Source organism: Microbacterium phoenicis (assembly GCF_047302325.1).
Lineage (GTDB): Bacteria > Actinomycetota > Actinomycetes > Actinomycetales > Microbacteriaceae > Microbacterium.
The window spans coordinates 894175-914861 of sequence record NZ_CP154849.1; the positions used below are offsets into that span (position 1 = coordinate 894175).

Sequence of the window (20687 nt, forward strand, 5' to 3'; positions counted from 1 at the left end):
CATCAGGCGGGCACGGACGGACGGGGGGAGGTCCGGCCGTGCCCGCGTGCGGGTGACGGATCATGCATCGTGATGAGCCGAGGATCGGCGGTCGGCCAGAGAGGCCTGCGGTTCCTCGATGAGGACCCGCGCCGCTGATCGCTTCGGCTCGAGCATGAGCCGCCACATCTTGTCGAGTCCGGCTCGTCCGACCCACCGGGGGACGCGCACGACTCGACCTGTCAGAAAATCCATCACCGTGTCGGCAGCCAGCAGCACGCGTGCGCCCGTGGCTTCGCCGAACGTCTCGATCCACGGCTCCTGCGAGGCACGAGCGACGCAGACGATCACGAGGTCGGTGTCGGTGTGCCGCAGCTGCTCCGCGATCTCCGCGGACGCGCCTGGAGACGACACCTGTTCAGGCGTCGGCGTCCAGTGGCCGATAAGTGCGACACCGGGCCAGCCGGCCATCACACGCCGGTGGAGTGTCTCGCGCATGTCGGGAGTTCCACCCACGACCGCGACGCGCCAGCGCTGGGCGCTCGCGCGGTCCAGGACGCCGCCGATCAGATCGCTGCCGTGCCACCGCGGCCGATCCGCTCCCGCTGCTCGCCGCGCGCGCGACATCATCGGCCCGTCGTCGACGAGGGTCAAGTGCCGGATGCCCCTGGCAGGAGGTGCGGTCGGATAATGGTCGAGCGTCGCCGGGACCACGGCGAGCGGCGAGAGACGATGATCATGGATCGTGGCGGCGATGAGGTCGCACGCGTCCGATGCATCGGTGAGGTGTGCATCAGTCCGTGTCGGTGAAGTCACTGTGCGCATGGCCATCAGACCGCTCGCCGCGTTCGCTGCACGGACAGGCGTGGGTCGCAGAGCTGTCCTGCGTCGAGTGCGCGACGGAGCCGGCGCGCACTCGTGTTCCGTTCTGTCCCCATGAACGATCATCCCCCCAAATAACGACCAGGCCCCTGACCTGTGCCCCGATGCGGATCCGATCCGCCGTCCCCTTTTACTGACGCCGGTCCCCATCGGCGTCTGCGCGGTGAGCCGACCCTCTCGGTCACCGCACTCTCTCCCCCTGGTCGCTCAGCGACCGCCCGCGCGGCGCCCCTGACGTCGCGCGGTATGTGGGCTCTTCGTACGTGTTCGTTGCGCGAACGAAGACGTACGAAGAGCCCAGGCAGACATGGTTACGGCCCCCAAGCTCGCGCCACTTCCTCTGCTCCGCCATGTGCCGTTTCGACTCCCCAAAGCCTCGACGGCGGCGATATCGGAACGCTACAGCCGAGTCGGGCGTCCACCAATAGGGGGACAAACCTAATCTGCTTGTCCCCCAATTGGGGGACAGCTAGGGGGTCCGATTAGGGGTTCCTGGAGAAACACGGGAGGCCCATTCGACGGATCGGGGATAACGTGGCGCCTGTACATCGAGTGCGCCTGCCTGAGGCGTGATCTCGAAATGCCTTTGGGGAGGCTGACATGTGGGGGAACATCTGGCGTGCCGCGATCGCGGTCGCTGTCATCGCAGGAGCCGGCTCGACGTCGGCGTACGCCGCGGACGGATCGTACGTCCCGAGCAGCCCGCCCGAGGACGGGCTCGCCGGCTCTGTCGTGCAGGCGCTGTGCGTGGATGAGGCGCCGACGATCGGTTACTCGATCGTCCGCGTCGCTGCGACGGCGTCCGCGGGCGGCTTGTCGACCGGCCCTGTCACGATGTCGACCGCTCTGGCTGCGCTGTCGACGGCCCGGAGCGCCGTCGCGACGGCGGCGACGTCGTCACCGACCGCCGAGCTCGTGATCAGGGGAGACGGACAGGAGATCGCCGTTCCGCTGCGAGTGGATGCCTCGGGTGAAGGCTCCGGCAGCATCCTCTGGCCCGGCGTCGAGGTTGCGGGCGACGGCACCGTCGAGGCTCTGCCGGGATGGGTGCGGTCCGGTGACGGGTGGGAGCCGCGCAACGATGCCGCGGCCTGGACTACCGGAGACGTGACCGCCCAGTTGCGGGTTGGGGACGAGAGTATCGACGTCCCACTCGCCTACCCGGGATACTCCGACGACTGTGCGACGCCCGTCGGCGTCGCCTCGGGCGGCGTCTCCGGCGGGCTGCCTCAGACGGGCGGCCAGTGGCCCGTCGCTGCTGCCGTCGGGGGGACCGCCGCGGTCGTCGCGGGTGCCGTCCTCGTCTCGCGTCGCCGCCGCCGGGCCGAATCGTGAGAAGGCGCCGTCGACTCGTCCTGGTCGCCGGCGCCCTCCTCCTCATCGGAACCGCGGCCGCGGCCGTGCACGTCGGTCGGTCGGCCTGGGATCTCGCAGAGGCGCTCGATGTCGCGGGCGATGATGCCGCCGTCGCGGCCGAGGCCGTCGGCTCGGGTGACATCGAGGGCGCGAAAGCTGCGGCGGACCGGCTCGTCGACGGGATCTCGCACGAAATCCCGGACGACGCGGTGTGGTTCGCCGCAGAGGCCCTTCCGGGTATCGGGCCGAACCTCTCCGCCGCACGCCGAGCCGCCACCGCGGTCGTCGACGTCGCAGACGGCGTCGCCCCCTCCGTGCTCGATACGGCGCGCGATCTCGAGGGAGCCGACGCCGAGGCCGCGGTCCGCGTCCTGCGACACGCGGCTCCCTCCCTCGCCCGTGCGGCGGCGTCGCGCGACCACGTCGCTGACGACCTCGCCGATATCGATCGGAACGCCCTCGTGCCGCAGCTGGCAAGCGGCGTCGGCCGTGTCGTCGACGCTGTCGCTGCACTCCAGCCGCTGACGGACGGTGCCTCGCAGGCGGCGGACCTGGTGCCCGCGATCCTCGGTGCCGAGGGGGATCGCCGCATCCTGGTCATCCTCCAGAACACCGCAGAGCTGCGAACCGGCGGCGGGATCACGGGCACCTTCCTCGAACTCCGGGCACGCGACGGGGTTCTCACGCTCGGGGCTCAGCGCGACTCGTCGCAGTTCTCGCCGGTTGCGTCCCCTCTGACGAGGGTGTCCGCCGCGGAGGTGCGCTCTCTCGGTGACGGCATCGGCCGCTACGTGCAGAACGCGTCGATGACCTCCGACTTCCGGGTGACGGCCGAGCTCGCCTCGGCGTGGTGGCAGAAGGCAGGCGAGGCCGCACCGGACGTCGTGGTCTCGATGGACCCCGTCGTCCTCTCGGCGATCCTCGGAGCCATCGGCCCGGTCGAGACACCCGCCGGCGTCCTGGATCAGAAGAACGTCATCGACCGCCTCCTCGTCGAGCCGTACCGCACGCTCGACCAGGATGCGCAAGGGCGTTTGTTCTCGGATGCCGCGGCTGCCGTCTTCACTGCTCTCACCGAACGGGCCCGCCCCGCCGCAATGATCCCCGGGCTCGTGGAAGCGGTCGACGAGGGACGGATCTCGGTGTGGAGCCGGCATTCCGAGGAGCAGATGATCCTCGCCGGCAGCGCTCTGGCCGGTCCGCTCGCGAGGCAGGGTGCCGCCGGCCCGAACGCCTTCGCAGCGTATTTCAACGATGCGACAGGCGGAAAGCTCACCCCGTACCTGACGGTCGGACTCGCGACGCGCTCGGGGGTGTGTCGAGCCGACGGTCTCCGCGAGGTCGAGGTGGAGGTCTCCCTCGCCAACTCGCTGACGAAGCGGGATGCCGCGATCTTGCCGGTCAGCGTCACCGGGGGCGGATTCTACGGTGTCGCCGCCGGTCACATCTCGCCGACACTGACGGTCGTCACACCGCCGGGGTGGTACGCGGGTGGGGTGTCGCTCGACGGCGCACCGTCGGCATCCGTGGACGCCGACGACGGCGGCCGCATCCTCGTCACCCGGCGCGTCGACGTCGAACCCGGGGGCTCGCACGTCCTGACTTTCCGGTTCATCGCCGGCCCGGACGTCGCGCCCGACGAGGCAGCACCTGAGCTCCTCCACACCCCGCTGCTGAAGCGGGTCGAGGTCGCGTCGTCGGCGATCGGGTGTCCCGCAGCGTGAGGTGAGGCCACTCACCTCAAGATTTCTAGGATCTGTATCCGGAAAGAGCGAGCTTTCCTTTAGCATTGGAGGGCCATCCCCCTACGGCTGCCAGGCCGTTCCCCAAACGGTCTCGACGCGCATTGTCCCCAAACGTGTTCGTCTCTGGCGTCCCGGATGGCTTCGCGGACCCCCTCACGCCGCAGTCCCCACTGAACTGGCCCGAGGGGGTCCGCCCCTTCGTGGCCGTCCTTCAGCGTCCCGCGGTGCTGTCCGCGCCGCCTTCTTCGGTGCCGACGATCGCCTGGAGTTTGGCGATCAGGTCTGTGCGGGATGTCGCACCGAGGCGGCGGCGGATGCGCGCGATGTGGTGCTCGGCCGTTCGCGGCGAGATGAAGATGGCCTCGCCGATCTCGGCATAGGTCATGCCGCTGAGGACGAGGGCGGCGACCTCGCGCTCGCGCGCGCTCAGGAGCCCGCTGTCCCCGAGCGCGATATCGTCGCTCGTCGTCCCCGGGGCCGCGTTCGGGTGCAACGTCCGCGCGAACGCGGCGAGCCGAGTACCTGTGCGGCGATCGCGGGAGCGTTCCGACAAAGCGATCGCGAGTCGCGCACCCTCCCACCCGAGGCCCATCTCGGCCAGGCGGGACGCCACATCTTCGACGCGTTCCGCGGCGCCCTCGTCGACCCGGTTCCGAGACCATTCGGTGGCGGCCGCCGACAGGGCCCCCGCCAGTCGCGACTCGCGCGCGACGGTGGCGAGGGCCCGCACCGTCTGCGCCTGGCTGTGCGAGTCTCGCGCGAGCAGTGCGCGCTGGAAGGACGACCAGGTCAGCGGAACCGACCACATCAGCGGGTTACCGAGGCCGTGAAGGATGCCGTTCAGGGCGTCGAGCGCGGGCGCGACGCGCTCGGAGTCATCGAACACCGGGGCTGTCTCGATGAACTCCCGCAGAGGGTGGAGGAGGAAGAGGTCCGGCTCGACGTGACGGACATCGTCTCGCACCCGTATCCACAGTGCGCGAAGCTCGTCGATCGAACCGTAGCGGCGCACATGGGCGAGCATGACGGCATCCCGGATGAGGATCTCGCGGCTGCTGAGCGGCAGGAACGACGCGTCGACGTCGGCCAGGCGGGCGACAGACTCCTCCGGATGCTGCCGGTGCACCGCGACCCAGGCGGCCCAGAGAAGGAGCCTCGAGCGCGCCCAGGGGCCGCCGTGGTCGTCCATCAACGCGTCACCGAGAAGGTTCGCGGCGGTCTGCAGTTCCCCGAGGTTGATCGCCCCGATCGCGGCGATCACTGCCGGCAGTTCGGGCACCGGGCCGTCCTCCGCCGAGTCCCCGTAGGTCTCGCTGGCGCGCACGAGCTCGTCGAAAGCGCCGCCGGCCGGCCAGGTGAGCGACCCCGCCAGACCCCGCATCAATTTGGCGTGCGCCACCCTCAGCGTCGTCGGGACGCCCCCGGTTCCGGCGTTCAGGCGTTCGACCGCGGTGAGCAGGGGAGTCGGGTCGCCTGTGCCGAACGAGGCCACGGCGCCCTGCGCGTGCAGAAGGAAGTCGTCACCGGGCTGTGCGCGGTAGGTCATCGCGCTGGCGCGGAGGAATCCGCGCGCACTCCAGGCGGAGCCGAGGATGCGCAGCGCTTCGCTGTGATCGTCGCCTGTCGCCGACAGCGCCACCTCGTCGACCAAGGAGGCAGCCTCGTCGATGTCGCCTCGGTCCCATGCCATGCGCGCCTTCCGGAGCGCGATGCGGTTCGGGTCCGCCCCTGCTGCCAGTGCGGCATCGTAGAGTTCGGTGGCCCGATTCAGGTCGTGGGTGGCGGCCTGGTCTGCGTGAGCCTGGAGGACCCGAGCGAGGCGGGCGTCGACGTGGTGGCCGAGTGATGATGCCACCTCGGCGTCGAGAGAGGGAATCGCCGACGTGTCCATCGCCTCGATCAGCTGGGCGACGGGCGTCGTCCGGGTGACGGTCGTGCGGACGATCGGCACCGGTCGACCTCCCCGCAACAGGAGTCCTTCTGCGTGCCCGATGGCGAGCGCCGTGGCGACGGCCGCGTCGGTCGCGGCCGGCAGGTCTTCGTCACCGCCGAGGCTTGCGCGGCGGACGACGGCGGCGACCGATGGTTCGAGTGTGTCGATCCGCAACGCGATCACCTCTCCGACGGCACGGGTGACGCGGTCGTGCGAGGGATCGCTGCAGTAGCCGTCACCGTGCGCGGCCAGTGCCTGCTGCACGAGCCACGTCACGGATGCCGCCATTCGGACGATCGCTCCGATGCACCCCTTGTCGATCGACCGGCCGGCACGCTCGACGGCGCGGACGACATCCTCGGCGTCGACCTGCCCCACCGCCAAGGCCGGTCGGGACTGCTCGATGCGGCGGATGAGGGCCGTCAGCGCCGGATTCCACGGCCACGGTCGGCAGCCGACGACGAGTCCTGCGCCCGGGTCGTCGAGATGCCGGTCGAGGACGCGGATCTGGTCATCGGTCAGAAGGTGCGCATCGTCCACGAAGAGGGTGTCCTTGACGTGGGAGACCCGCAGGGCGATCTCGTCGAGGAGGGGGCTCTTACCGGAGCCCGCGGCGCCGACCACCACCAACCGGGGAGGACGTGTCTCGGCGCTCAGCTCTTCTTCGACGTGGGTCAACGCGAGTTGAGGCCACAGCAGAAGCGAAGGGGGGAGGTCGGCGGACATCGCTGCGAGTGCCATCGCGTTCCCCTTCCTCTGGACGGGACGAGCGGCCGTCCGGCGCGACGTTTCGGCGTCCAGCCGGCTGACCCCTCTGCTCCGACGCGCCTGCGTCGCACCGTCCCCTCGACGCCCGTGTCGAGGTTCGGGTCCGACCCGGGGTTTCCCGCCCGCGGCGAGATTCTCGGAAATGTACCACCGCCCAGGGTCTGCGCGGGACCAGATGTGAAACCGGTGGATTGTGTGGTAGCAGATTTCTTGCGCGGAGTGCTGCGGCGCCGTGCGAAGGTCAGGCTCACCTAACCGAACTTTCGCGATCTGACCGGGGAGAAAGACGGAACTTAGGCTGTCCGAACCGCGGGGGTCGGCGCGTACTCTCGAGGCACGACCCCTGAAGGAGGCTCCCATGAGCATGACTCTCGACGACCTGCCTCGCGTGTCCGAGTGCAACGCCCTCGGATGTTCGTACAACGACCACTCCCACTGTCACGCCGCCGCCGTCACCATCGGTGGCGCTCCCGGCGACGCCGAGTGCGCGACGTTCATCCCGCTCGGCACGAAGGGCGGCCTCGACAAGGTCGTCAGCCACGTCGGCGCGTGCCAGCGGTCGGAGTGCGTCTTCAACTCGTCGCTCGAATGCACCGCGACCGCGGTGCGCGTCGGACCGGGAGCGGAGTCGGCGGACTGCCTCACGTACCAGGCCGCCTGACACCCGCCGTCGCGCGCACATACTTCGCCCTCCAAGCGGCGGCAGGTGCGCTCTGGTGGGTCGCCGTCTTCACGGTGCCCGTCGTTCGAGAGGCGACGCTCGCGACGATCGACCCCGTCGCGATGGCCCTGTGGGACGTGCCTCTGTTCGTCGTCGCATCGGCGATCGCAGCGACAGGACAGCGGATCGCCGTGATCGTTGCGACGGCGTGGACCGTCCTCGTCACGGCGTTCCTCGGTATCTTCGCGCTCGTGACGATGACCGCGGGGTGGGGAGCCGTTCTCATGACGGCGGCATCGGCGGCATCCGTCCTTGCCTGCCTCGTGATCCTGCATGGTTCTGCGCCCACGCACTGGCTCATGGTCGGGCCCTTCCGCATCCGTCCCGCGACTGCCGGTCTGCCGACGAGGCGCCATGTGAGCGAGACGGCAGGGCAGATCGTCGTGTTCTGGGGGCTTGCGCTCGGGGTCGTTCCGGCGTTGCTGGTCTGGGTCGAGACGCGGTGGATGCTGCACGTCCCGGTTCCCGCCGGGGTTCGCATCGGCGGGGCCGTCCTGTTCGTCGCCGCCAGCGCGGTGGGGCTGTGGTCCGGTGCCGTCATGTCCACGCACGGGGACGGCACTCCGCTTCCGATCGCGACGGCGCGACGACTGGTGATCCGTGGCCCCTACCGGTTCGTCCGAAATCCGATGGCGGTCGTGGGGATCACGCAGGGCATCGCTGTCGGAGTGATGCTCTCGTCGTGGATCGTCGTGATCTATGCGGTGTGCGGATCAGTGGTCTGGAACGGCGCGATCCGCCCGCTCGAGGAGCGCGATCTCGAGGCGCGATTCGGCGATGAGTTCCGCCGCTACCGGGATCAGGTGCGGTGCTGGATGCCGCGCCTGACGCCCGTCCCTCTCGATCAACCCGTCGCTTCGCCGGTGGGCGCGTCGGCCGAGTAGACCTCGACGACGCCGTCGCCGAGCACGAACTGCAGGCGGGTGCCGTCCGGGAATCGCTCGCGGAGCTCGGCCGGCGTCTCGTCCGACACGATGACGCTCGCCGCCGGAGCGAACGGCTCGGCAGCGCAGCTGGTGTACCACGCACCGGACCAGCCGTCGTCGGGGGATGCGCTCCAGGCCTCATCCGGGAGGACCTGGATGCACTGCGCCTTGTCCCCGAACCCGGTGTCGTACTGAGCCACGATGGGGGTCATTCCGGCGAGGGCCGCGTAGATGCGCCCGTCCGAGGGGGGAGCGCTGAGCACTTCCGGCCAGCCGCGCTCGGGGTCGAGCGCGAGTGTCGTCACATGGGTGATGGCGGCGCCGGACGTGGTCGGCGCGCCCGCACCGCTCACCCGTGCACTGGCGGCTGCGGTGATGCCCACCGCGACGGTGGCGACCATCGCGAGCGATCCGGCCCACGCGATACCCGTCAGGAGCCGGCGCTTCCGTAAGGCCCCGGACGGGGGCGCGGCACTGCGCTGCGCGGCTCGTGCGGTGGCGGCGACCGCGGCGGGTACCGTCGGGGCCGGCGGCAGCTGGGTCGGCGCCGACGGGCTCACCGTCGCAGTGCGCGTCGGCGCAGGAACCTGGTCGACGATCGGGGGGCGGCGCTGCTCGGCACGAGCCCGAGATTCCAGCTCGTTCAGACGCCGTCGCGCAACGGGGTCGTCGCCGAGGCCACCACCGGGTCCGTATGCCCTCGCCTGCAGTTCGCGCAGTTCGGCCCGCAGGTCGCCGTCCATCAGAGACCGAGCGATCCGGATTCGACGGTGCCGGCCACCGCTTCGACTTCGGCGAGGGACTTGGTCTGCAGGAACGTGCAGAGGATCGACACCATCGCGAGCTCGCTCGAGAGCTCGAGCGTGCGCCCGGGGTTCAGCTTGAGGTCGACGTCGCGCGCTTCGAACGTGATGCCCCAGTGAATGGAGCCCAGCGGCTCGGGCTGGATGTAGGTGAGGGTCATCGAGTCCAGCAGGTTCAGAGAGATGAGCCCGGTGTCGAGGCCATCGGCACCGTCCTGCGGGATGACCTTCACGCGATCACTGATCGAGTAACCCAGCGCGGCGAACTCCTCGAGCCACTGCTCGAGCATCTCCTTGCTGTGGAAGGGCATGACACGACTCCCTGACTGAGTGCATCGGATGGGGTGCGACCATTATGACCCGTGCGTCTGGGTGCGGCATCCCCCGCCTAGGCTCGGAGGATGGCCATCGGATCCACGATGCACACATTCACCGTGCAGCTCGCCGACGTCGATCGCGGCGTGTACGAGGAGCTTTCCCTGCGTCTCGCGCGACACGCATCCGAGACGGCCGCGAACGTCCTCCTGCGGGTGCTCGCGTACGCCCTGGAATACGAGGAGGGGATCGCCTTCAGCGAGGGGATCTCGGCCACGGACGAGCCCGCCGTCCTCGTGCGCGACGCGACGGGTCGGCTCACCGCGTGGATCGAGGTGGGTGCCCCGGATGCCGCGCGTCTCCACGCCGGCAGCAAGGCGGCCGAACGGGTGGCCGTGTACACGCAGCGGGAGCCGAACCGGCTCGCACAGGCGTGGGCGGGTAAGACGATCCATCGCGCGGCCGACATCCCGGTGTTCAGCTTCGACCGCGACTTCGTCGAGGATGCGGCATCCGCTCTCGAGCGACGCAACGCGATCACGGTGTCCGTCACCGAGCGTGAGCTGTACCTGGACGTCAACGGGCGGTCGTCGTCCTCGCCGATCGCGGAGCAGCGGGTCGGCTGACGCGACCCGCGGGAGCTGTCAACCCCGTCGGGTGAGGCTCCGTCCCGTTCGTAGGGTGCCGATGGAGGTTCCCATGTCACGTCGCGTGCGGGCGGCTGCGGCCGCATCCCTCATCGTCGGACTCGCTCTGGCCGGTTGCGGGGTCCGCCCCGCCGATGCCGACAGCACCCTCGAACGCATCGCGGAGGGCGGTGTCCTGCGGGTGGGCGTGACCGAGAATCCACCCTGGACCGAGCTCGGCGATCAGCCGTCGGGCACGGAGATCGCCCTGGTCGAGGAGTACGCGGCCGGGCACGGCGCCGATGTCCGCTGGCGGGCCGGGACCGAGGAGGTCCTCATCGACGCCCTCCACGCGGGCGAGCTCGACATCGTCGTGGGCGGACTCACCGACACCACTCCCTGGGTCGACAAGGCCGCTGTCACCGACGTGTACCGCGAGGTGACGAGTGCGTCGGGCGAGACCGAGAAGCACGTGATGCTCACCCGCGCCGGGGAGAACGGATTCCTCATGGATCTCGAGGTCTTCTTGCGTGAGGAGGGTCGGCGATGACGCGCACCGCCTTGCAGCAGGGACTCGACGACGCCGGTCGGAAGGCGCTCCGCCGAGCCGTGCGGATGGAGTGGGCGACGATCGCCTTCCTCGCCGTCACCATCCCGGTCGTCGGCATCGTCACCGGCAGCTCGCAGGCGATGCGCGCCGCGTGGATCGAGGACATGCTCTCGCTCGCCCCGCCGATCGCCTTCCTCGTCGCCGCGCGCGTGATGTCCCGCATGGCTAACCCGCGCTACCCCTACGGGTACTTCCGGTCGGTCGGCGTCGCGCACCTCGTGGCGGGAGTTGCACTGCTCACCATGGGCGCGTTCCTCCTGATCGAGTCCGCGTCGACCCTCATCCGCGGGGAGCGTCCTCCGATCGGCTCGGTCGAGATCTTCGGACAGTCGGTGTGGCTCGGCTGGTTCATGATGGCCGTCATGGCGGCGACGATCCCGCTCCCCATCTGGTTCGGCCGCGTGAAGATGCGGCTGGCGCGCCAGCTGCACAACAAGGTCCTCTACGCCGATGCCGACATGAACAAGGCCGACTGGATGACGGCGGTCGGCTCGATCGTCGGTGTCGGCGGCATCGGGCTGGGACTTTGGTGGGCGGATGCCGCGGCTGCGATCTTCATCTCGGGCAGCATCCTGTGGGACGGGGTGAAGAACACGAAGGACTCGATCACCGACCTGATGGACACCCGTGCCACGACCTTCGACGACGCGGAGCCGCATCCCGACATCGACCAGATCCACGATCACCTGTCGTCGCTCGGATGGGTGGACGAGGTTCGCACCCGCACCCGAGACCAGGGCCAGTTCTTCCACGTCGAAGCGTTCGTCAGGCCGCGCAAGGGGCGGATGCCGCGCCTGTCCCAGCTCGAGCGGGCGAGCGCCGAGTGCCGTGAGCTGGACTGGAAAATGCACGACGTCGTCATCGTCCCGGTGCGGGAGTTCCCCGAGACGGCGTCCGCACGATCGGGCGAGAGTTAGGCCCGAGCCTGGACAGCCCCTGGCAGTCGCGTGGGCATCGCCGATGCATGCCCCGACGGCGATGCATTGCACCGTAGCGTGGCCCCCAGTGATCGGCATCCGCTGCTCGCTCGTCTCTCCGCCGCAGCGGACACCCGACCTCGAGCAGGTGCCCCCATCGCTTCATCCGTCGCCGAGTCGCGTCTCGGTCCCGTCCGTCAGACGTACTCCGGAACAACGCAGTTCCCCCCGATGGCGAAGGCGTTCACCGACGTCTCGCGCATCGTCCGCGAGACGGGACTGCTGCAGCGCACGTCCGTCTTCTACCTCATGGTCGGCATCGCTCTGACCCTCGCCTTCGGCGGTGCGGTCACCGGCTTCATCCTGCTCGGCGACAGCTGGTTCCAGCTACTCATCGCGGGGGCGCTCGGCATCATCTTCACGCAGGCCGCCTTCCTCGCCCACGAGGCGGCGCACCGTCAGATCCTGAGCTCCGGTCCTGCCAACGACCGCCTGGCACGCATCCTCGCGGCCGGCGTCGTCGGCATCAGCTACGCCTGGTGGACCGGTAAGCACACGCGTCACCACGCGAATCCGAACCGCGTCGGCAAGGATCCCGACATCGAGATCGACACGATCTCGTTCCTCGAGACGGATGCCGCATCGGCTCGCGGCCTGCGACGCGAGATCACGAAGCGTCAGGGCTGGTTGTTCTTCCCCCTCCTGACCCTCGAGGGTCTCAATCTGCACTACCTCGGCCTGAAGTACCTCTTCACCGAGAAGGACGTGAAGGCGCGCTGGCTCGAGATCGGCATGATCGTCGTCCGCCTCGCCGTGGTCCTCGTCCCGGTCTTCCTGCTCCTGCCTCTCGGCATGGCGTTCGCCTTCGTCGGTGTGCAGCTCGCCGTCTTCGGTGTGTACATGGGTGCGTCCTTCGCCCCGAACCACAAGGGGATGCCGGTCATCGCCCCCGACGCGAAGCTCGACTTCTTCAGCAAGCAGGTGCGCACCTCCCGCAACATCCGCGGCGGCTGGTGGGCGACCTGGCTCATGGGCGGACTGAACTACCAGGTGGAGCACCACCTGTTCCCGAACATGCCCCGTCCGCACCTGTCGAAGGCGCGCGAGATCGTGCGCGAGCACTGCGCGACGCTCGGCGTCCCGTACACCGAGACGAGCCTCGGGCGGTCGTACGCCATCGTCATCGACTACCTGAACCGCGTGGGCCTCGCCGCGCGCGACCCGTTCGACTGCCCGGTGACCGCGACTATGCGCCGCGGCTGACCGACCGGGATCAGCCCGGGAGTGCGCCGAGGAAGGGTTCGGGATCGAGCGTCTTCCTCGGCGCGTCGTCGATTCTGGCGCGCAGCTCGGCGTCGACGCTGCCGACGTAGAGCCACCCCATGAGCAGTTCGTGGTCGGCGAGGCCGTGCAGCGCGCGGACCTCGGGCGAGTTCACGACCAGACCGGTCCGCCACATGACGCCCCACCCGGCCCGCCAGAGCGCGAGCTCGAGCAGATGCGCGGCGCCGGCGGCGGTCGCATGCTGCTCCCAGACGGGAACGGCCGGGTGATTCCTCGGGCTCGCGACGACGGCGATCAGCAGGTCCGCGCGGAACGGCTTCCCGTTGCGTTCGCCGGGCTCGCGCTCCGTTCCCGCAGCGGCGTCCAGCGCATCGCCCAGGCGAGCGCGGTCGTCACCGCGCAGGGTGAGCAGGCGCCAGGGCCGGAGCGCTTTGTGGTCTGCCACCGGCGTGACCGCCGCGAGCAGCTCGCGCAGTTCGTCATCGGTCGGGGCCCCCGGGCCCACCTTTGCGAGCGATCGTCGCATCGCCATCGCCTGGAGGACCGGATCGTCGAACGTCGCCATCCCTCCATCCTCGTCGCTTCCGAGGCGGGTGTCGCCGAGGCGGAGTAGCGTCCCGGTCATGACCTGGCCCGCGCATCACCTGTCCCGCACGATCGAGTCTCCGCCTCGCGACGTGATCGCCTTCGCGGGTGATCCTGCGAACCTGCCGCGCTGGGCTGCGGGATTGAGCAGCGGCATCCGGAACGAGGGCGGTCGCTGGCTCGCGGAATCGCCGATGGGCGACATCGAGGTGTCGTTCCCGGGGCCGGTCGAAGCGGGGGTGCTCGATCACGATGTGGCGCTCCCCGACGGGACGGTCGTGCACAATCCGCTGCGCGTGCTGCGCAACGACGCCGGCAGCGAGGTGGTCTTCACGCTCTTCCGTCGCGACGGCGTCACGGACGCGGAGTTCGCCGAGGATGCCGCCGCGATCGAGGCGGACCTCGAGGTCCTGCGCGCCATCCTGGAGGGCTGACCGGCTCTTCCCGCGGCGCAGCGGCGGTGTTATCGTTCGTCTGAGTTATCAACTGGTAACTGACCTGCTCTCCCGGAGGTGCGGTCGACGATGACAGCCCCCACGACGTATCCCGATCTGGTCGCCGAGCTCGAACGCCGTCGCGCCGATGCGGCACGCGGCGGGCCCGAGCGCGCGCGTGAGCGGCACACCACCCGCGGCAAGCTCCTCGCCCGCGATCGCATCGACACCCTGCTCGACGTCGGCAGTCCCTTCCTCGAGGTGGGGGCGCTCGCCGGGCTCGACCTGTACGAGGACGACTGCCCCGCCGGCGGGGTGGTCGCGGGCGTCGGCCTGATCCACGGCCGGCACGTCATGGTCGTCGCCAACGACGCGACGGTGAAGGGCGGCACGTATTACCCGATCACCGTCAAGAAGCACCTCCGGGCGCAGGAGATCGCCGCCGAGAATCGGCTCCCGTGCGTGTACCTCGTCGACTCGGGCGGTGCGTTCCTGCCGATGCAGGACGAGGTCTTCCCCGACCGCGACCACTTCGGGCGCATCTTCTACAACCAGGCACGGATGTCGCGGGACGGCATCCCGCAGATCGCTGCCGTCCTCGGGTCGTCCACGGCCGGCGGGGCGTACGTCCCGGCGATGAGCGACGAGACGGTCATCGTCAGGAACCAGGGCACGATCTTCCTCGGCGGACCGCCGCTCGTGAAGGCGGCGACGGGCGAGGTCGTCTCGGCCGAGGACCTCGGCGGCGGCGACCTGCACACGAAGGTCTCGGGAGTCACCGACCATCTCGCCGAGACCGACCAGCACGCGCTGCAGATCGTCCGCGACATCATCGCGACGCTCCCGGCGCTGGTGCCGCTGCGCGAGAATCCGGCGCCGGTCACCCCGCCCGCATCCGACCCGGCGACCCTCGTCGACGTCGTGCCCGTCGAGCTCACGACGCCGTACGACGCCCGCGAGATTATCGACCGGGTCGTCGACGGCGGCACGTGGCACGAGTTCAAACGTGACTACGGCGATACCCTCGTGACGGGGTTCGCGCGCCTGCACGGGCACCGCGTCGGCGTCGTCGCGAACAACGGCGTGCTGTTCGGGGAGTCGGCCCTCAAAGGTGCGCACTTCATCGAGCTGTGCGACCAGCGCCGCATCCCGCTGCTGTTCCTGCAGAACATCACCGGGTTCATGGTCGGGCGTGAATACGAGTCGGCAGGCATCGCGAAGCACGGCGCGAAGATGGTCAACGCCGTCGCGTGCGCGTCGGTGCCCAAGCTCACCGTCGTCGTCGGCGGGTCGTTCGGCGCCGGCACCTATTCGATGTGCGGGCGCGCGTATTCGCCGCGGTTCCTGTGGCTGTGGCCCGGGGCGCGGGTGTCGGTGATGGGCGGTCCGCAGGCGGCATCCGTCCTCTCGACCGTCCGCCGCGAGCAGATCGAGGCACGCGGCGAGGAGTGGTCGGCGGACGACGAAGCGGCGTTCCAGGCGCCCATCCGTGCGCAGTACGAGGAGCAGGGGAGCCCGTACTACTCGACGGCACGCCTCTGGGACGACGGCATCCTGGCCCCCGCCGAGACCCGCGACGCCCTCGGGCTCGCCCTCGACGTCTGCCTGCGGGCCCCCTTCGACGCGCCGGGCTACGGCGTCTTCCGGATGTGATGCGCATGTTCTCCACCGTCCTGGTCGCGAACCGCGGCGAGATCGCGTGCCGCGTCATCCGCACGCTGCGGGAGCTCGGCATCCGCTCGGTCGCCGTCTACAGCGACGCGGATGCCGGTGCCCGACACGTCGCGCTCGCCGACGAGGCCGTGCGCCTCGGGCCCGCGCCTGCCGCGCAGAGCTACCTCGACATCGACGCGGTGATCGCCGCGGCCCGCGCTACCGGTGCGGAGGCGATCCACCCCGGCTACGGGTTCCTCTCCGAGAACACCGCCTTCGCCGCGGCGTGCGAGGGTGCCGGCATCGTCTTCATCGGACCGAGCGCCGACGCCATCCGCACGATGGGCGACAAGATCGCCGCGAAGCACGCCGTCGAGGCGCGCGGGGTCCCGACCGTGCCGGGCGTCGCGCGCGCCGGCATGACCGACGACGACCTCATCGCCGCGGCCCCCGGGGTCGGGTATCCCCTCCTCATCAAGCCGTCCGCAGGGGGCGGGGGCAAGGGCATGCACGTCGTGACGGATGCCGCGGACCTCCCCGCCGCGCTCGCCGCCGCGCGCCGCGAGGCCGTGGCGAGCTTCGGCGACGACACGCTCTTCCTCGAACGCTACGTCGACACCCCGCGGCACATCGAGGTGCAGGTGCTCGCCGACGCGCACGGCACCGTCGTGCACCTCGGCGAGCGGGAGTGCTCGCTGCAGCGCCGCCACCAGAAGGTCATCGAGGAGGCGCCGTCGCCGCTCCTCGACGAGGCGACCCGCGCCCGGATCGGGCAGGCGGCGTGCGAGACGGCGCGGAGTGTCGACTACCGCGGCGCAGGGACGGTCGAGTTCATCGTCGCGGCAGACCGCCCCGACGAGTTCTTCTTCATGGAGATGAACACCCGACTGCAGGTCGAGCACCCCGTGACCGAGGAGGTCACCGGCGTCGACCTCGTCGCGGCGCAGCTGCGGATCGCGGCGGGGGAGCCGCTCGGGTTCGGGCAGGACGACGTGGTGCTCACCGGCCACAGCATCGAGGCACGCGTCTACGCCGAGGACCCGGCCGCCGGCTTCCTGCCGACGGGCGGGCACGTCGTGGCCGTGCGGCATCCGGCGGGGCCCGGCATCCGGGTCGACAGCGCCCTCGCCGACGGACTCGACGTCTCGGTCGACTACGACCCCATGCTCGCGAAGGTCATCGCGACCGGCGCCACCCGCGACGAGGCGCGGCGCCGGCTCGTCGCGGCGCTCGGCGACACGGCCGTACTCGGCTTCGAGACCAACGTGCCGTTCCTGCGGGCGCTGCTCGAGCTGCCCGCGGTCGCGGCCGGTGACCTCGACACCGGGCTCATCGCGCGTGAGCTCGACGGGCTCGTCGCCGCGACCGACGAGGCGGGTGTCTTCACCGAGGCGGCGCTGCTGATGGATGCCGCGGTGCCGCGCACGGGCGATCCGTGGCGTCGCGCCGACGGCTGGCGTCTGGGTCCGCCCGCGCCGCGACGGTACCGGCTCGCGTCCGGGGGCGAGGAGCGGACCGTGGAGCTGATCGGCGACGGGGTGATCGTCGACGATGCGGCGGTCCCGGCATCCGTCCGTCCCATCGGCGACCGGGTCGTCGTGCGGATCGGGGACGGGAGCGTTTCGCTCGTCGCTGTCGTCGACGGAGAGGTTGTGTGGCTTGCGACGGGCGGACGCGCGCACGAGGTGCGGCGCGTGCGGCTCGACCATCGACGCGACGCGGACGCGTCGGCTGTGCCCGAACTCGTCTCGCCCATGCCCGGCGTCGTCGTGGTGACCTCCGTCGCCGACGGGGCCGAGGTCGCTGCGGGCGATGCGGTGGTGGTCGTCGAAGCGATGAAGATGGAACATGTGGTGAGAGCCGAGGTCGCCGGAACCGTGGCGCTTCGCGTCGCGACCGGTGACAGCGTGGGTCGCGGGCAGACCCTGGCCGTCGTGACCCCGACCCCGGAGGAGGACGCATGAGCGAGGAGACCCCGCGGCGCATCGTGCAGCGCGGACTGTACTTCGACGAGCTCGAGGAGGGCGCCGTCTACGTGCACAGCCCGGGTCGCACCGTGACCGAGGCCGACAACGTGCTGTTCACGACGCTCACGATGAACACGCAGTCGCTGCACCTGGATGCCGCCTGGTCGGAGCAGACCGAGTTCGGCGAGCGACTGGTCAACAGCATGCTCACCCTGTCGACCCTCGTCGGGCTGTCGGTCGCGCAGCTCACGCAGGGGACGATCGTCGCGAACCTCGGGTTCTCGGAGGTCAGCTTTCCCGCGCCCGTCCGCCACGGCGACACGCTCTACGCCGAGACCGTCGTCGCCTCGAAGCGCGAATCGCGCACGCGGCCGGGCCAGGGCGTCGTCGAGTTCGTGCACACGATGCGGAACCAGCACGACCAGGTCGTCGCGACCGCGCGCCGCTCGACGCTCATGCGGATGTCGCCGGGAACGCCGGCATGAGCCTCGGTCCCGCGCTGCTGTTCTGTCCGGCCGACCGGCCCGAGCGGTACGCGAAGGCGCTCGCCGCCGCCGATGCCGTGATCCTCGACCTCGAGGACGCCGTCGCGCCTGCCGATAAAGCGGGCGCCCGCGAGGCGCTCGTCGCTGCCGAGGTCGACATCGAACGCGTGATCGTGCGGGTGAACCCGGCATCCACTCCGGAGCTGGAACGCGACCTCGAGGCGCTCCGCGGCACGCGGTTCGCCACGCTGATGCTCGCGAAGGCGGAGGAGTCCGGCCAGATCGACGCCCTCGAGGGATGCCGGGTGCTGGCGCTGTGCGAGACGCCGCGGGGCGTTGAGAACGCGGGCGAGCTGGCGCGGCATCCGCTCGTCGACGGGCTCATGTGGGGCGCCGAGGACCTCGTCGCCGGGATCGGCGGGCGCTCGAGCCGCGCCGACGACGGCCGGTATCGCGACGTCGCACGCTACGCCCGCTCGCGCGTGCTCATCGCCGCGGCCGCGGCCGGGATCGACGCGATCGACGCGGTTCACCTCGACATCGCCGACACCGCCGGTCTCGAGGACGAGGCGAGGGATGCCGCGGCATCCGGATTCGCGGCGACCGCCTGCATCCATCCGTCCCAGGTGGAGGTGATCCGGCGCGCGTACTCGGCGACGCCCGACGAGCTCGAGTGGGCCGAGGCCGTGCTCGACGAGGCGACCCGGCAGCCCGGGGTGTTCCGGTTCCGGGGGCGGATGATCGACGAGCCGGTGCTGCGACAGGCCCGGCGGGTGCTGTCGCGATGACCACGTGGCGGGCGACGCAGAAGGCGAACCGCCGAGCGGAGCTGATGGCCTCGGCGGCGCGGCTCTTCGCCGAACGCGGGTTCGCCGCCGTGTCGACCGCCGACCTCGGCGACGCTGTCGGGATGAGCGGCCCCGCTCTGTACCGGCACTTCGCGAGCAAGGAGGCGCTGCTGTGCGACCTGCTGCTCGACGCGAGCGAACGGCTGCTCGAAGGAGGGCGAGCGCTGACGGCGGCCGGCGGGGAGCCGGGCGCGGTGTTCGACGCGCTCATCGCCTTCCACCTCGACTTCGCCACGAGCGACGCCGACGTCATCCGCGTGCAGGACCGCGAACTCGCCAACCTGCCCGCCGAGGTGAATCAGCGGGTGCGGAGGCTGCAGCGCGAGTACGTCCAGGAGTGGGACCGGCCGCTCGCCGCGCTCCGGCCGGACCTCGACGACGCCGAGCGCGAGACCCGGCTGCTCGCCGCGTTCGGGCTGTTGAACTCGACCCCGCACTCGGCCGCGCCCAGCGGTGAGCGGGCGGGCGGCATCCTCGCGGGCATGGCCCGGCGTGCGCTGTTGGGCGACTGACGCGGCGGCGCTTCGCGAGGAGATGACGGTTGCCGAGGAGGTTTCCGGCCCATTCCGTCCTCGGAAAGCCGCATCTCCTCGGCAACGCGCGATGACAGGATGAGGGGATGCCGCACACCATCGTCCTCACCGGTGCCGGATCGGGTATCGGGCAGCTCCTCGCCCAGCGTCTGACCGAGCGCGGCGACCGCCTCGTCCTCGTCGCGCGCGACGCCTCGCGGGCCGAGGACCTCGTCGCCGAGCACCCCGGCGCCGGCTCGATCGTCGCCGACCTCGCGCGGCCCGGATCGCTCGCCGCGGCGGTCGCGGCATCCGACCTTCCCGACGAGGTCGACGCGATCGTGCACGCGGCGGGCATCGTCGACCTCGGGCACGTCGCCGACCTGCCGGTGCAGTCGTGGCAGGACCAGCTCGCCGTCAACCTCGTCGCGCCGGCGGAGCTGACGCGACTGTTGCTGCCGCGGGTGCGCGCCGCGCGCGGTCAGGTGCTGTTCGTGAACTCCGGCGCAGGGCTCACCGCCCACCCGCAGTGGGCCGCCTACGCCGCGTCGAAGCACGGGCTCAAGGCCCTCGCCGACGCGTTGCGCGGCGAGGAGGCCGCCCACGGCGTGCGCGTGACCACCGTCTACCCCGGTCGCACCGCGACGCCGATGCAGGCGCAGGTGCACGCGCAGGAAGGCAAGGACTACGACGCGGATGCCTGGATCCAGCCGGCATCCGTCGTCACCGCCGTCCTCACCGCCCTCGACCTGCCGCGCGACGCCGTCATCACCGACCTGTCGGTCAAGCCCGGCCCGCGCTGACGATGCTCCGGGCGGCGACCGTCGAGGATGCCGCGGCGATCGCCGCGATCCACGCCGCCGCGCGCGCCGCGTACTACGGCGAGCACCTCGACCCGGCGGACGCGGCGCGCGACCGCGAGCCGATGTGGCGGCGGCTCGTCGCCGAGGACGGGCGGGTCACCGTCGTCGCCGCGGACGAGGGGCCGACGGGGTTCCTGCACGTGCGGCTCGGGGAGACCGTCGAGCTGGTGAGCCTGTACGTCCGGCCGGAGCTGTTCGGTCGGGGCATCGGGTCGGCCCTGCACGAGCGGTTCGACGAGGTCCGCGGCGGTCGTCCGGCGGAGCTCGAGGTGTGGGACGGCAACGCGCGAGCGAAGGCCTTCTACGCCGCGCGCGGCTGGCGGGTGACGGACCGCACGCGCGACGGCATCGCCGGCATCCCGTTCGTCACCTGGCGCCTCGGCGACTGACGCAGTCGGTGAGTGTCGCCGGGATGTGGCCCGGCCCACGTTCCGTATTCAGTCTCGAAGGCGCGGCACGGATCTCTCGACACTGC

At 70.7% G+C, this 20687-nt stretch carries 21 protein-coding genes; 16 read left to right on the forward strand and 5 right to left on the reverse strand.

From position 1 onward, the window contains the following. Positions 1-60 precede the first annotated feature (60 nt). Positions 61-633 (reverse strand): WecB/TagA/CpsF family glycosyltransferase, encoded by a 573-nt coding sequence (locus ABCU91_RS04410; protein ID WP_413354945.1) that lies wholly within the window; start codon positions 631-633, stop codon positions 61-63. A gap of 828 nt (positions 634-1461) precedes the next feature. On the opposite strand from ABCU91_RS04410, the gene ABCU91_RS04415 reads away from it, so the two are divergent. Both ABCU91_RS04415 and ABCU91_RS04420 read left to right on the forward strand, forming a co-directional pair. Continuing rightward, positions 1462-2196, forward strand: a complete 735-nt coding sequence (locus tag ABCU91_RS04415) for an LPXTG cell wall anchor domain-containing protein (protein ID WP_413354946.1) — start codon at positions 1462-1464, stop codon at positions 2194-2196. Next, positions 2193-3941, forward strand: a complete 1749-nt coding sequence (locus ABCU91_RS04420) for a DUF4012 domain-containing protein (protein ID WP_413354947.1) — start codon at positions 2193-2195, stop codon at positions 3939-3941. The genes ABCU91_RS04415 and ABCU91_RS04420 overlap by 4 nt, the downstream gene beginning before the upstream one ends. Positions 3942-4173: 232 nt before the next feature. Here the strand turns inward: ABCU91_RS04420 and ABCU91_RS04425 are convergent, their stop codons facing one another. Beyond that, a complete protein-coding gene (locus ABCU91_RS04425; RefSeq protein WP_413354948.1) occupies positions 4174-6636 on the reverse strand; it encodes a LuxR C-terminal-related transcriptional regulator in 2463 nt (820 codons plus the stop codon). A gap of 385 nt (positions 6637-7021) precedes the next feature. Here ABCU91_RS04425 and ABCU91_RS04430 point away from each other — a divergent pair, with 385 nt between their 5' ends. Both ABCU91_RS04430 and ABCU91_RS04435 read left to right on the forward strand, forming a co-directional pair. Further along, positions 7022-7324, forward strand: a complete 303-nt coding sequence (locus ABCU91_RS04430) for a DUF1540 domain-containing protein (RefSeq protein WP_091359073.1) — start codon at positions 7022-7024, stop codon at positions 7322-7324. Between the two features lie 122 nt (positions 7325-7446). After that, positions 7447-8268: a methyltransferase family protein gene (locus ABCU91_RS04435; RefSeq protein WP_413355374.1), complete on the forward strand. Its 822-nt coding sequence runs from the start codon at positions 7447-7449 to the stop codon at positions 8266-8268. Here ABCU91_RS04435 and ABCU91_RS04440 read toward each other — a convergent pair. Together ABCU91_RS04440 and ABCU91_RS04445 are read right to left on the reverse strand one after the other, a co-directional pair. Further along, positions 8229-9053 carry a hypothetical protein gene (locus ABCU91_RS04440; protein ID WP_413354949.1) on the reverse strand — a complete coding sequence of 275 codons (825 nt, stop codon included), beginning with the start codon at positions 9051-9053 and terminating at the stop codon, positions 8229-8231. The genes ABCU91_RS04435 and ABCU91_RS04440 overlap by 40 nt on opposite strands. After that, complete coding sequence (locus ABCU91_RS04445) at positions 9053-9424, reverse strand: hypothetical protein (RefSeq protein ID WP_091359083.1); 372 nt, start codon at positions 9422-9424, stop codon at positions 9053-9055. The genes ABCU91_RS04440 and ABCU91_RS04445 overlap by 1 nt, the downstream gene beginning before the upstream one ends. 90 nt (positions 9425-9514) lie before the next feature. On the opposite strand from ABCU91_RS04445, the gene ABCU91_RS04450 reads away from it, so the two are divergent. From ABCU91_RS04450 to ABCU91_RS04465, 4 genes are all read left to right on the forward strand, one after another. After that, the gene (locus ABCU91_RS04450) at positions 9515-10054 is read left to right on the forward strand and encodes a YaeQ family protein (RefSeq protein ID WP_413354950.1); all 540 of its coding nucleotides are present in this window, start codon (positions 9515-9517) and stop codon (positions 10052-10054) included. Positions 10055-10115: 61 nt separating this feature from the next. Continuing rightward, positions 10116-10604: a transporter substrate-binding domain-containing protein gene (locus ABCU91_RS04455; protein WP_413354951.1), complete on the forward strand. Its 489-nt coding sequence runs from the start codon at positions 10116-10118 to the stop codon at positions 10602-10604. Next, positions 10601-11581 carry a cation diffusion facilitator family transporter gene (locus tag ABCU91_RS04460; protein ID WP_413354952.1) on the forward strand — a complete coding sequence of 327 codons (981 nt, stop codon included), beginning with the start codon at positions 10601-10603 and terminating at the stop codon, positions 11579-11581. Before ABCU91_RS04455 ends, ABCU91_RS04460 begins: the two co-directional genes overlap by 4 nt. A 156-nt stretch (positions 11582-11737) precedes the next feature. Beyond that, entirely contained in the window at positions 11738-12844 is a 1107-nt protein-coding gene (locus ABCU91_RS04465; RefSeq protein WP_406923410.1) for a fatty acid desaturase family protein, read from the forward strand. A 10-nt stretch (positions 12845-12854) separates the two neighbouring features. On the opposite strand, the gene ABCU91_RS04470 is transcribed toward ABCU91_RS04465, so the two are convergent. Next, positions 12855-13430 carry a nitroreductase family protein gene (locus tag ABCU91_RS04470; RefSeq protein WP_413354953.1) on the reverse strand — a complete coding sequence of 192 codons (576 nt, stop codon included), beginning with the start codon at positions 13428-13430 and terminating at the stop codon, positions 12855-12857. A 58-nt stretch (positions 13431-13488) separates the two neighbouring features. On the opposite strand from ABCU91_RS04470, the gene ABCU91_RS04475 reads away from it, so the two are divergent. From ABCU91_RS04475 to ABCU91_RS04510, 8 genes are all read left to right on the forward strand, one after another. Then, complete coding sequence (locus ABCU91_RS04475) at positions 13489-13884, forward strand: SRPBCC family protein (protein WP_413354954.1); 396 nt, start codon at positions 13489-13491, stop codon at positions 13882-13884. Between the two features lie 90 nt (positions 13885-13974). After that, positions 13975-15537 carry a carboxyl transferase domain-containing protein gene (locus ABCU91_RS04480; protein WP_413354955.1) on the forward strand — a complete coding sequence of 521 codons (1563 nt, stop codon included), beginning with the start codon at positions 13975-13977 and terminating at the stop codon, positions 15535-15537. Further along, the gene (locus ABCU91_RS04485) at positions 15537-17501 is read left to right on the forward strand and encodes an acetyl-CoA carboxylase biotin carboxylase subunit (RefSeq protein WP_413354956.1); all 1965 of its coding nucleotides are present in this window, start codon (positions 15537-15539) and stop codon (positions 17499-17501) included. The genes ABCU91_RS04480 and ABCU91_RS04485 overlap by 1 nt, the downstream gene beginning before the upstream one ends. Continuing rightward, the gene (locus ABCU91_RS04490) at positions 17498-17989 is read left to right on the forward strand and encodes a MaoC family dehydratase (protein ID WP_413354957.1); all 492 of its coding nucleotides are present in this window, start codon (positions 17498-17500) and stop codon (positions 17987-17989) included. The genes ABCU91_RS04485 and ABCU91_RS04490 overlap by 4 nt, the downstream gene beginning before the upstream one ends. Further along, positions 17986-18777 carry an HpcH/HpaI aldolase/citrate lyase family protein gene (locus ABCU91_RS04495; protein ID WP_413354958.1) on the forward strand — a complete coding sequence of 264 codons (792 nt, stop codon included), beginning with the start codon at positions 17986-17988 and terminating at the stop codon, positions 18775-18777. The genes ABCU91_RS04490 and ABCU91_RS04495 overlap by 4 nt, the downstream gene beginning before the upstream one ends. Beyond that, positions 18774-19349 (forward strand): TetR/AcrR family transcriptional regulator, encoded by a 576-nt coding sequence (locus tag ABCU91_RS04500; RefSeq protein WP_413354959.1) that lies wholly within the window; start codon positions 18774-18776, stop codon positions 19347-19349. The genes ABCU91_RS04495 and ABCU91_RS04500 overlap by 4 nt, the downstream gene beginning before the upstream one ends. A gap of 107 nt (positions 19350-19456) precedes the next feature. Next, positions 19457-20152 (forward strand): SDR family oxidoreductase, encoded by a 696-nt coding sequence (locus tag ABCU91_RS04505; RefSeq protein WP_406922767.1) that lies wholly within the window; start codon positions 19457-19459, stop codon positions 20150-20152. Between the two features lie 2 nt (positions 20153-20154). Beyond that, positions 20155-20601, forward strand: a complete 447-nt coding sequence (locus ABCU91_RS04510) for a GNAT family N-acetyltransferase (protein WP_413354960.1) — start codon at positions 20155-20157, stop codon at positions 20599-20601. Positions 20602-20687 lie beyond the last annotated feature (86 nt).

Coding starts and splice junctions, on each gene's coding strand:
- ABCU91_RS04415 (WP_413354946.1), top strand. CDS start 1,462: ATGTGGGGGAACATCTGGCGTGCCGCGATCGCGGTCGCTGTCATCGCA.
- ABCU91_RS04425 (WP_413354948.1), bottom strand. CDS start 6,636: ATGGCACTCGCAGCGATGTCCGCCGACCTCCCCCCTTCGCTTCTGCTG.
- ABCU91_RS04430 (WP_091359073.1), top strand. CDS start 7,022: ATGAGCATGACTCTCGACGACCTGCCTCGCGTGTCCGAGTGCAACGCC.
- ABCU91_RS04435 (WP_413355374.1), top strand. CDS start 7,447: ATGGCCCTGTGGGACGTGCCTCTGTTCGTCGTCGCATCGGCGATCGCA.
- ABCU91_RS04440 (WP_413354949.1), bottom strand. CDS start 9,053: ATGGACGGCGACCTGCGGGCCGAACTGCGCGAACTGCAGGCGAGGGCA.
- ABCU91_RS04445 (WP_091359083.1), bottom strand. CDS start 9,424: ATGCCCTTCCACAGCAAGGAGATGCTCGAGCAGTGGCTCGAGGAGTTC.
- ABCU91_RS04450 (WP_413354950.1), top strand. CDS start 9,515: ATGGCCATCGGATCCACGATGCACACATTCACCGTGCAGCTCGCCGAC.
- ABCU91_RS04455 (WP_413354951.1), top strand. CDS start 10,116: ATGGAGGTTCCCATGTCACGTCGCGTGCGGGCGGCTGCGGCCGCATCC.
- ABCU91_RS04460 (WP_413354952.1), top strand. CDS start 10,601: ATGACGCGCACCGCCTTGCAGCAGGGACTCGACGACGCCGGTCGGAAG.
- ABCU91_RS04470 (WP_413354953.1), bottom strand. CDS start 13,430: ATGGCGACGTTCGACGATCCGGTCCTCCAGGCGATGGCGATGCGACGA.
- ABCU91_RS04475 (WP_413354954.1), top strand. CDS start 13,489: ATGACCTGGCCCGCGCATCACCTGTCCCGCACGATCGAGTCTCCGCCT.
- ABCU91_RS04480 (WP_413354955.1), top strand. CDS start 13,975: ATGACAGCCCCCACGACGTATCCCGATCTGGTCGCCGAGCTCGAACGC.
- ABCU91_RS04485 (WP_413354956.1), top strand. CDS start 15,537: ATGCGCATGTTCTCCACCGTCCTGGTCGCGAACCGCGGCGAGATCGCG.
- ABCU91_RS04490 (WP_413354957.1), top strand. CDS start 17,498: ATGAGCGAGGAGACCCCGCGGCGCATCGTGCAGCGCGGACTGTACTTC.
- ABCU91_RS04495 (WP_413354958.1), top strand. CDS start 17,986: ATGAGCCTCGGTCCCGCGCTGCTGTTCTGTCCGGCCGACCGGCCCGAG.
- ABCU91_RS04500 (WP_413354959.1), top strand. CDS start 18,774: ATGACCACGTGGCGGGCGACGCAGAAGGCGAACCGCCGAGCGGAGCTG.
- ABCU91_RS04505 (WP_406922767.1), top strand. CDS start 19,457: ATGCCGCACACCATCGTCCTCACCGGTGCCGGATCGGGTATCGGGCAG.
- ABCU91_RS04510 (WP_413354960.1), top strand. CDS start 20,155: ATGCTCCGGGCGGCGACCGTCGAGGATGCCGCGGCGATCGCCGCGATC.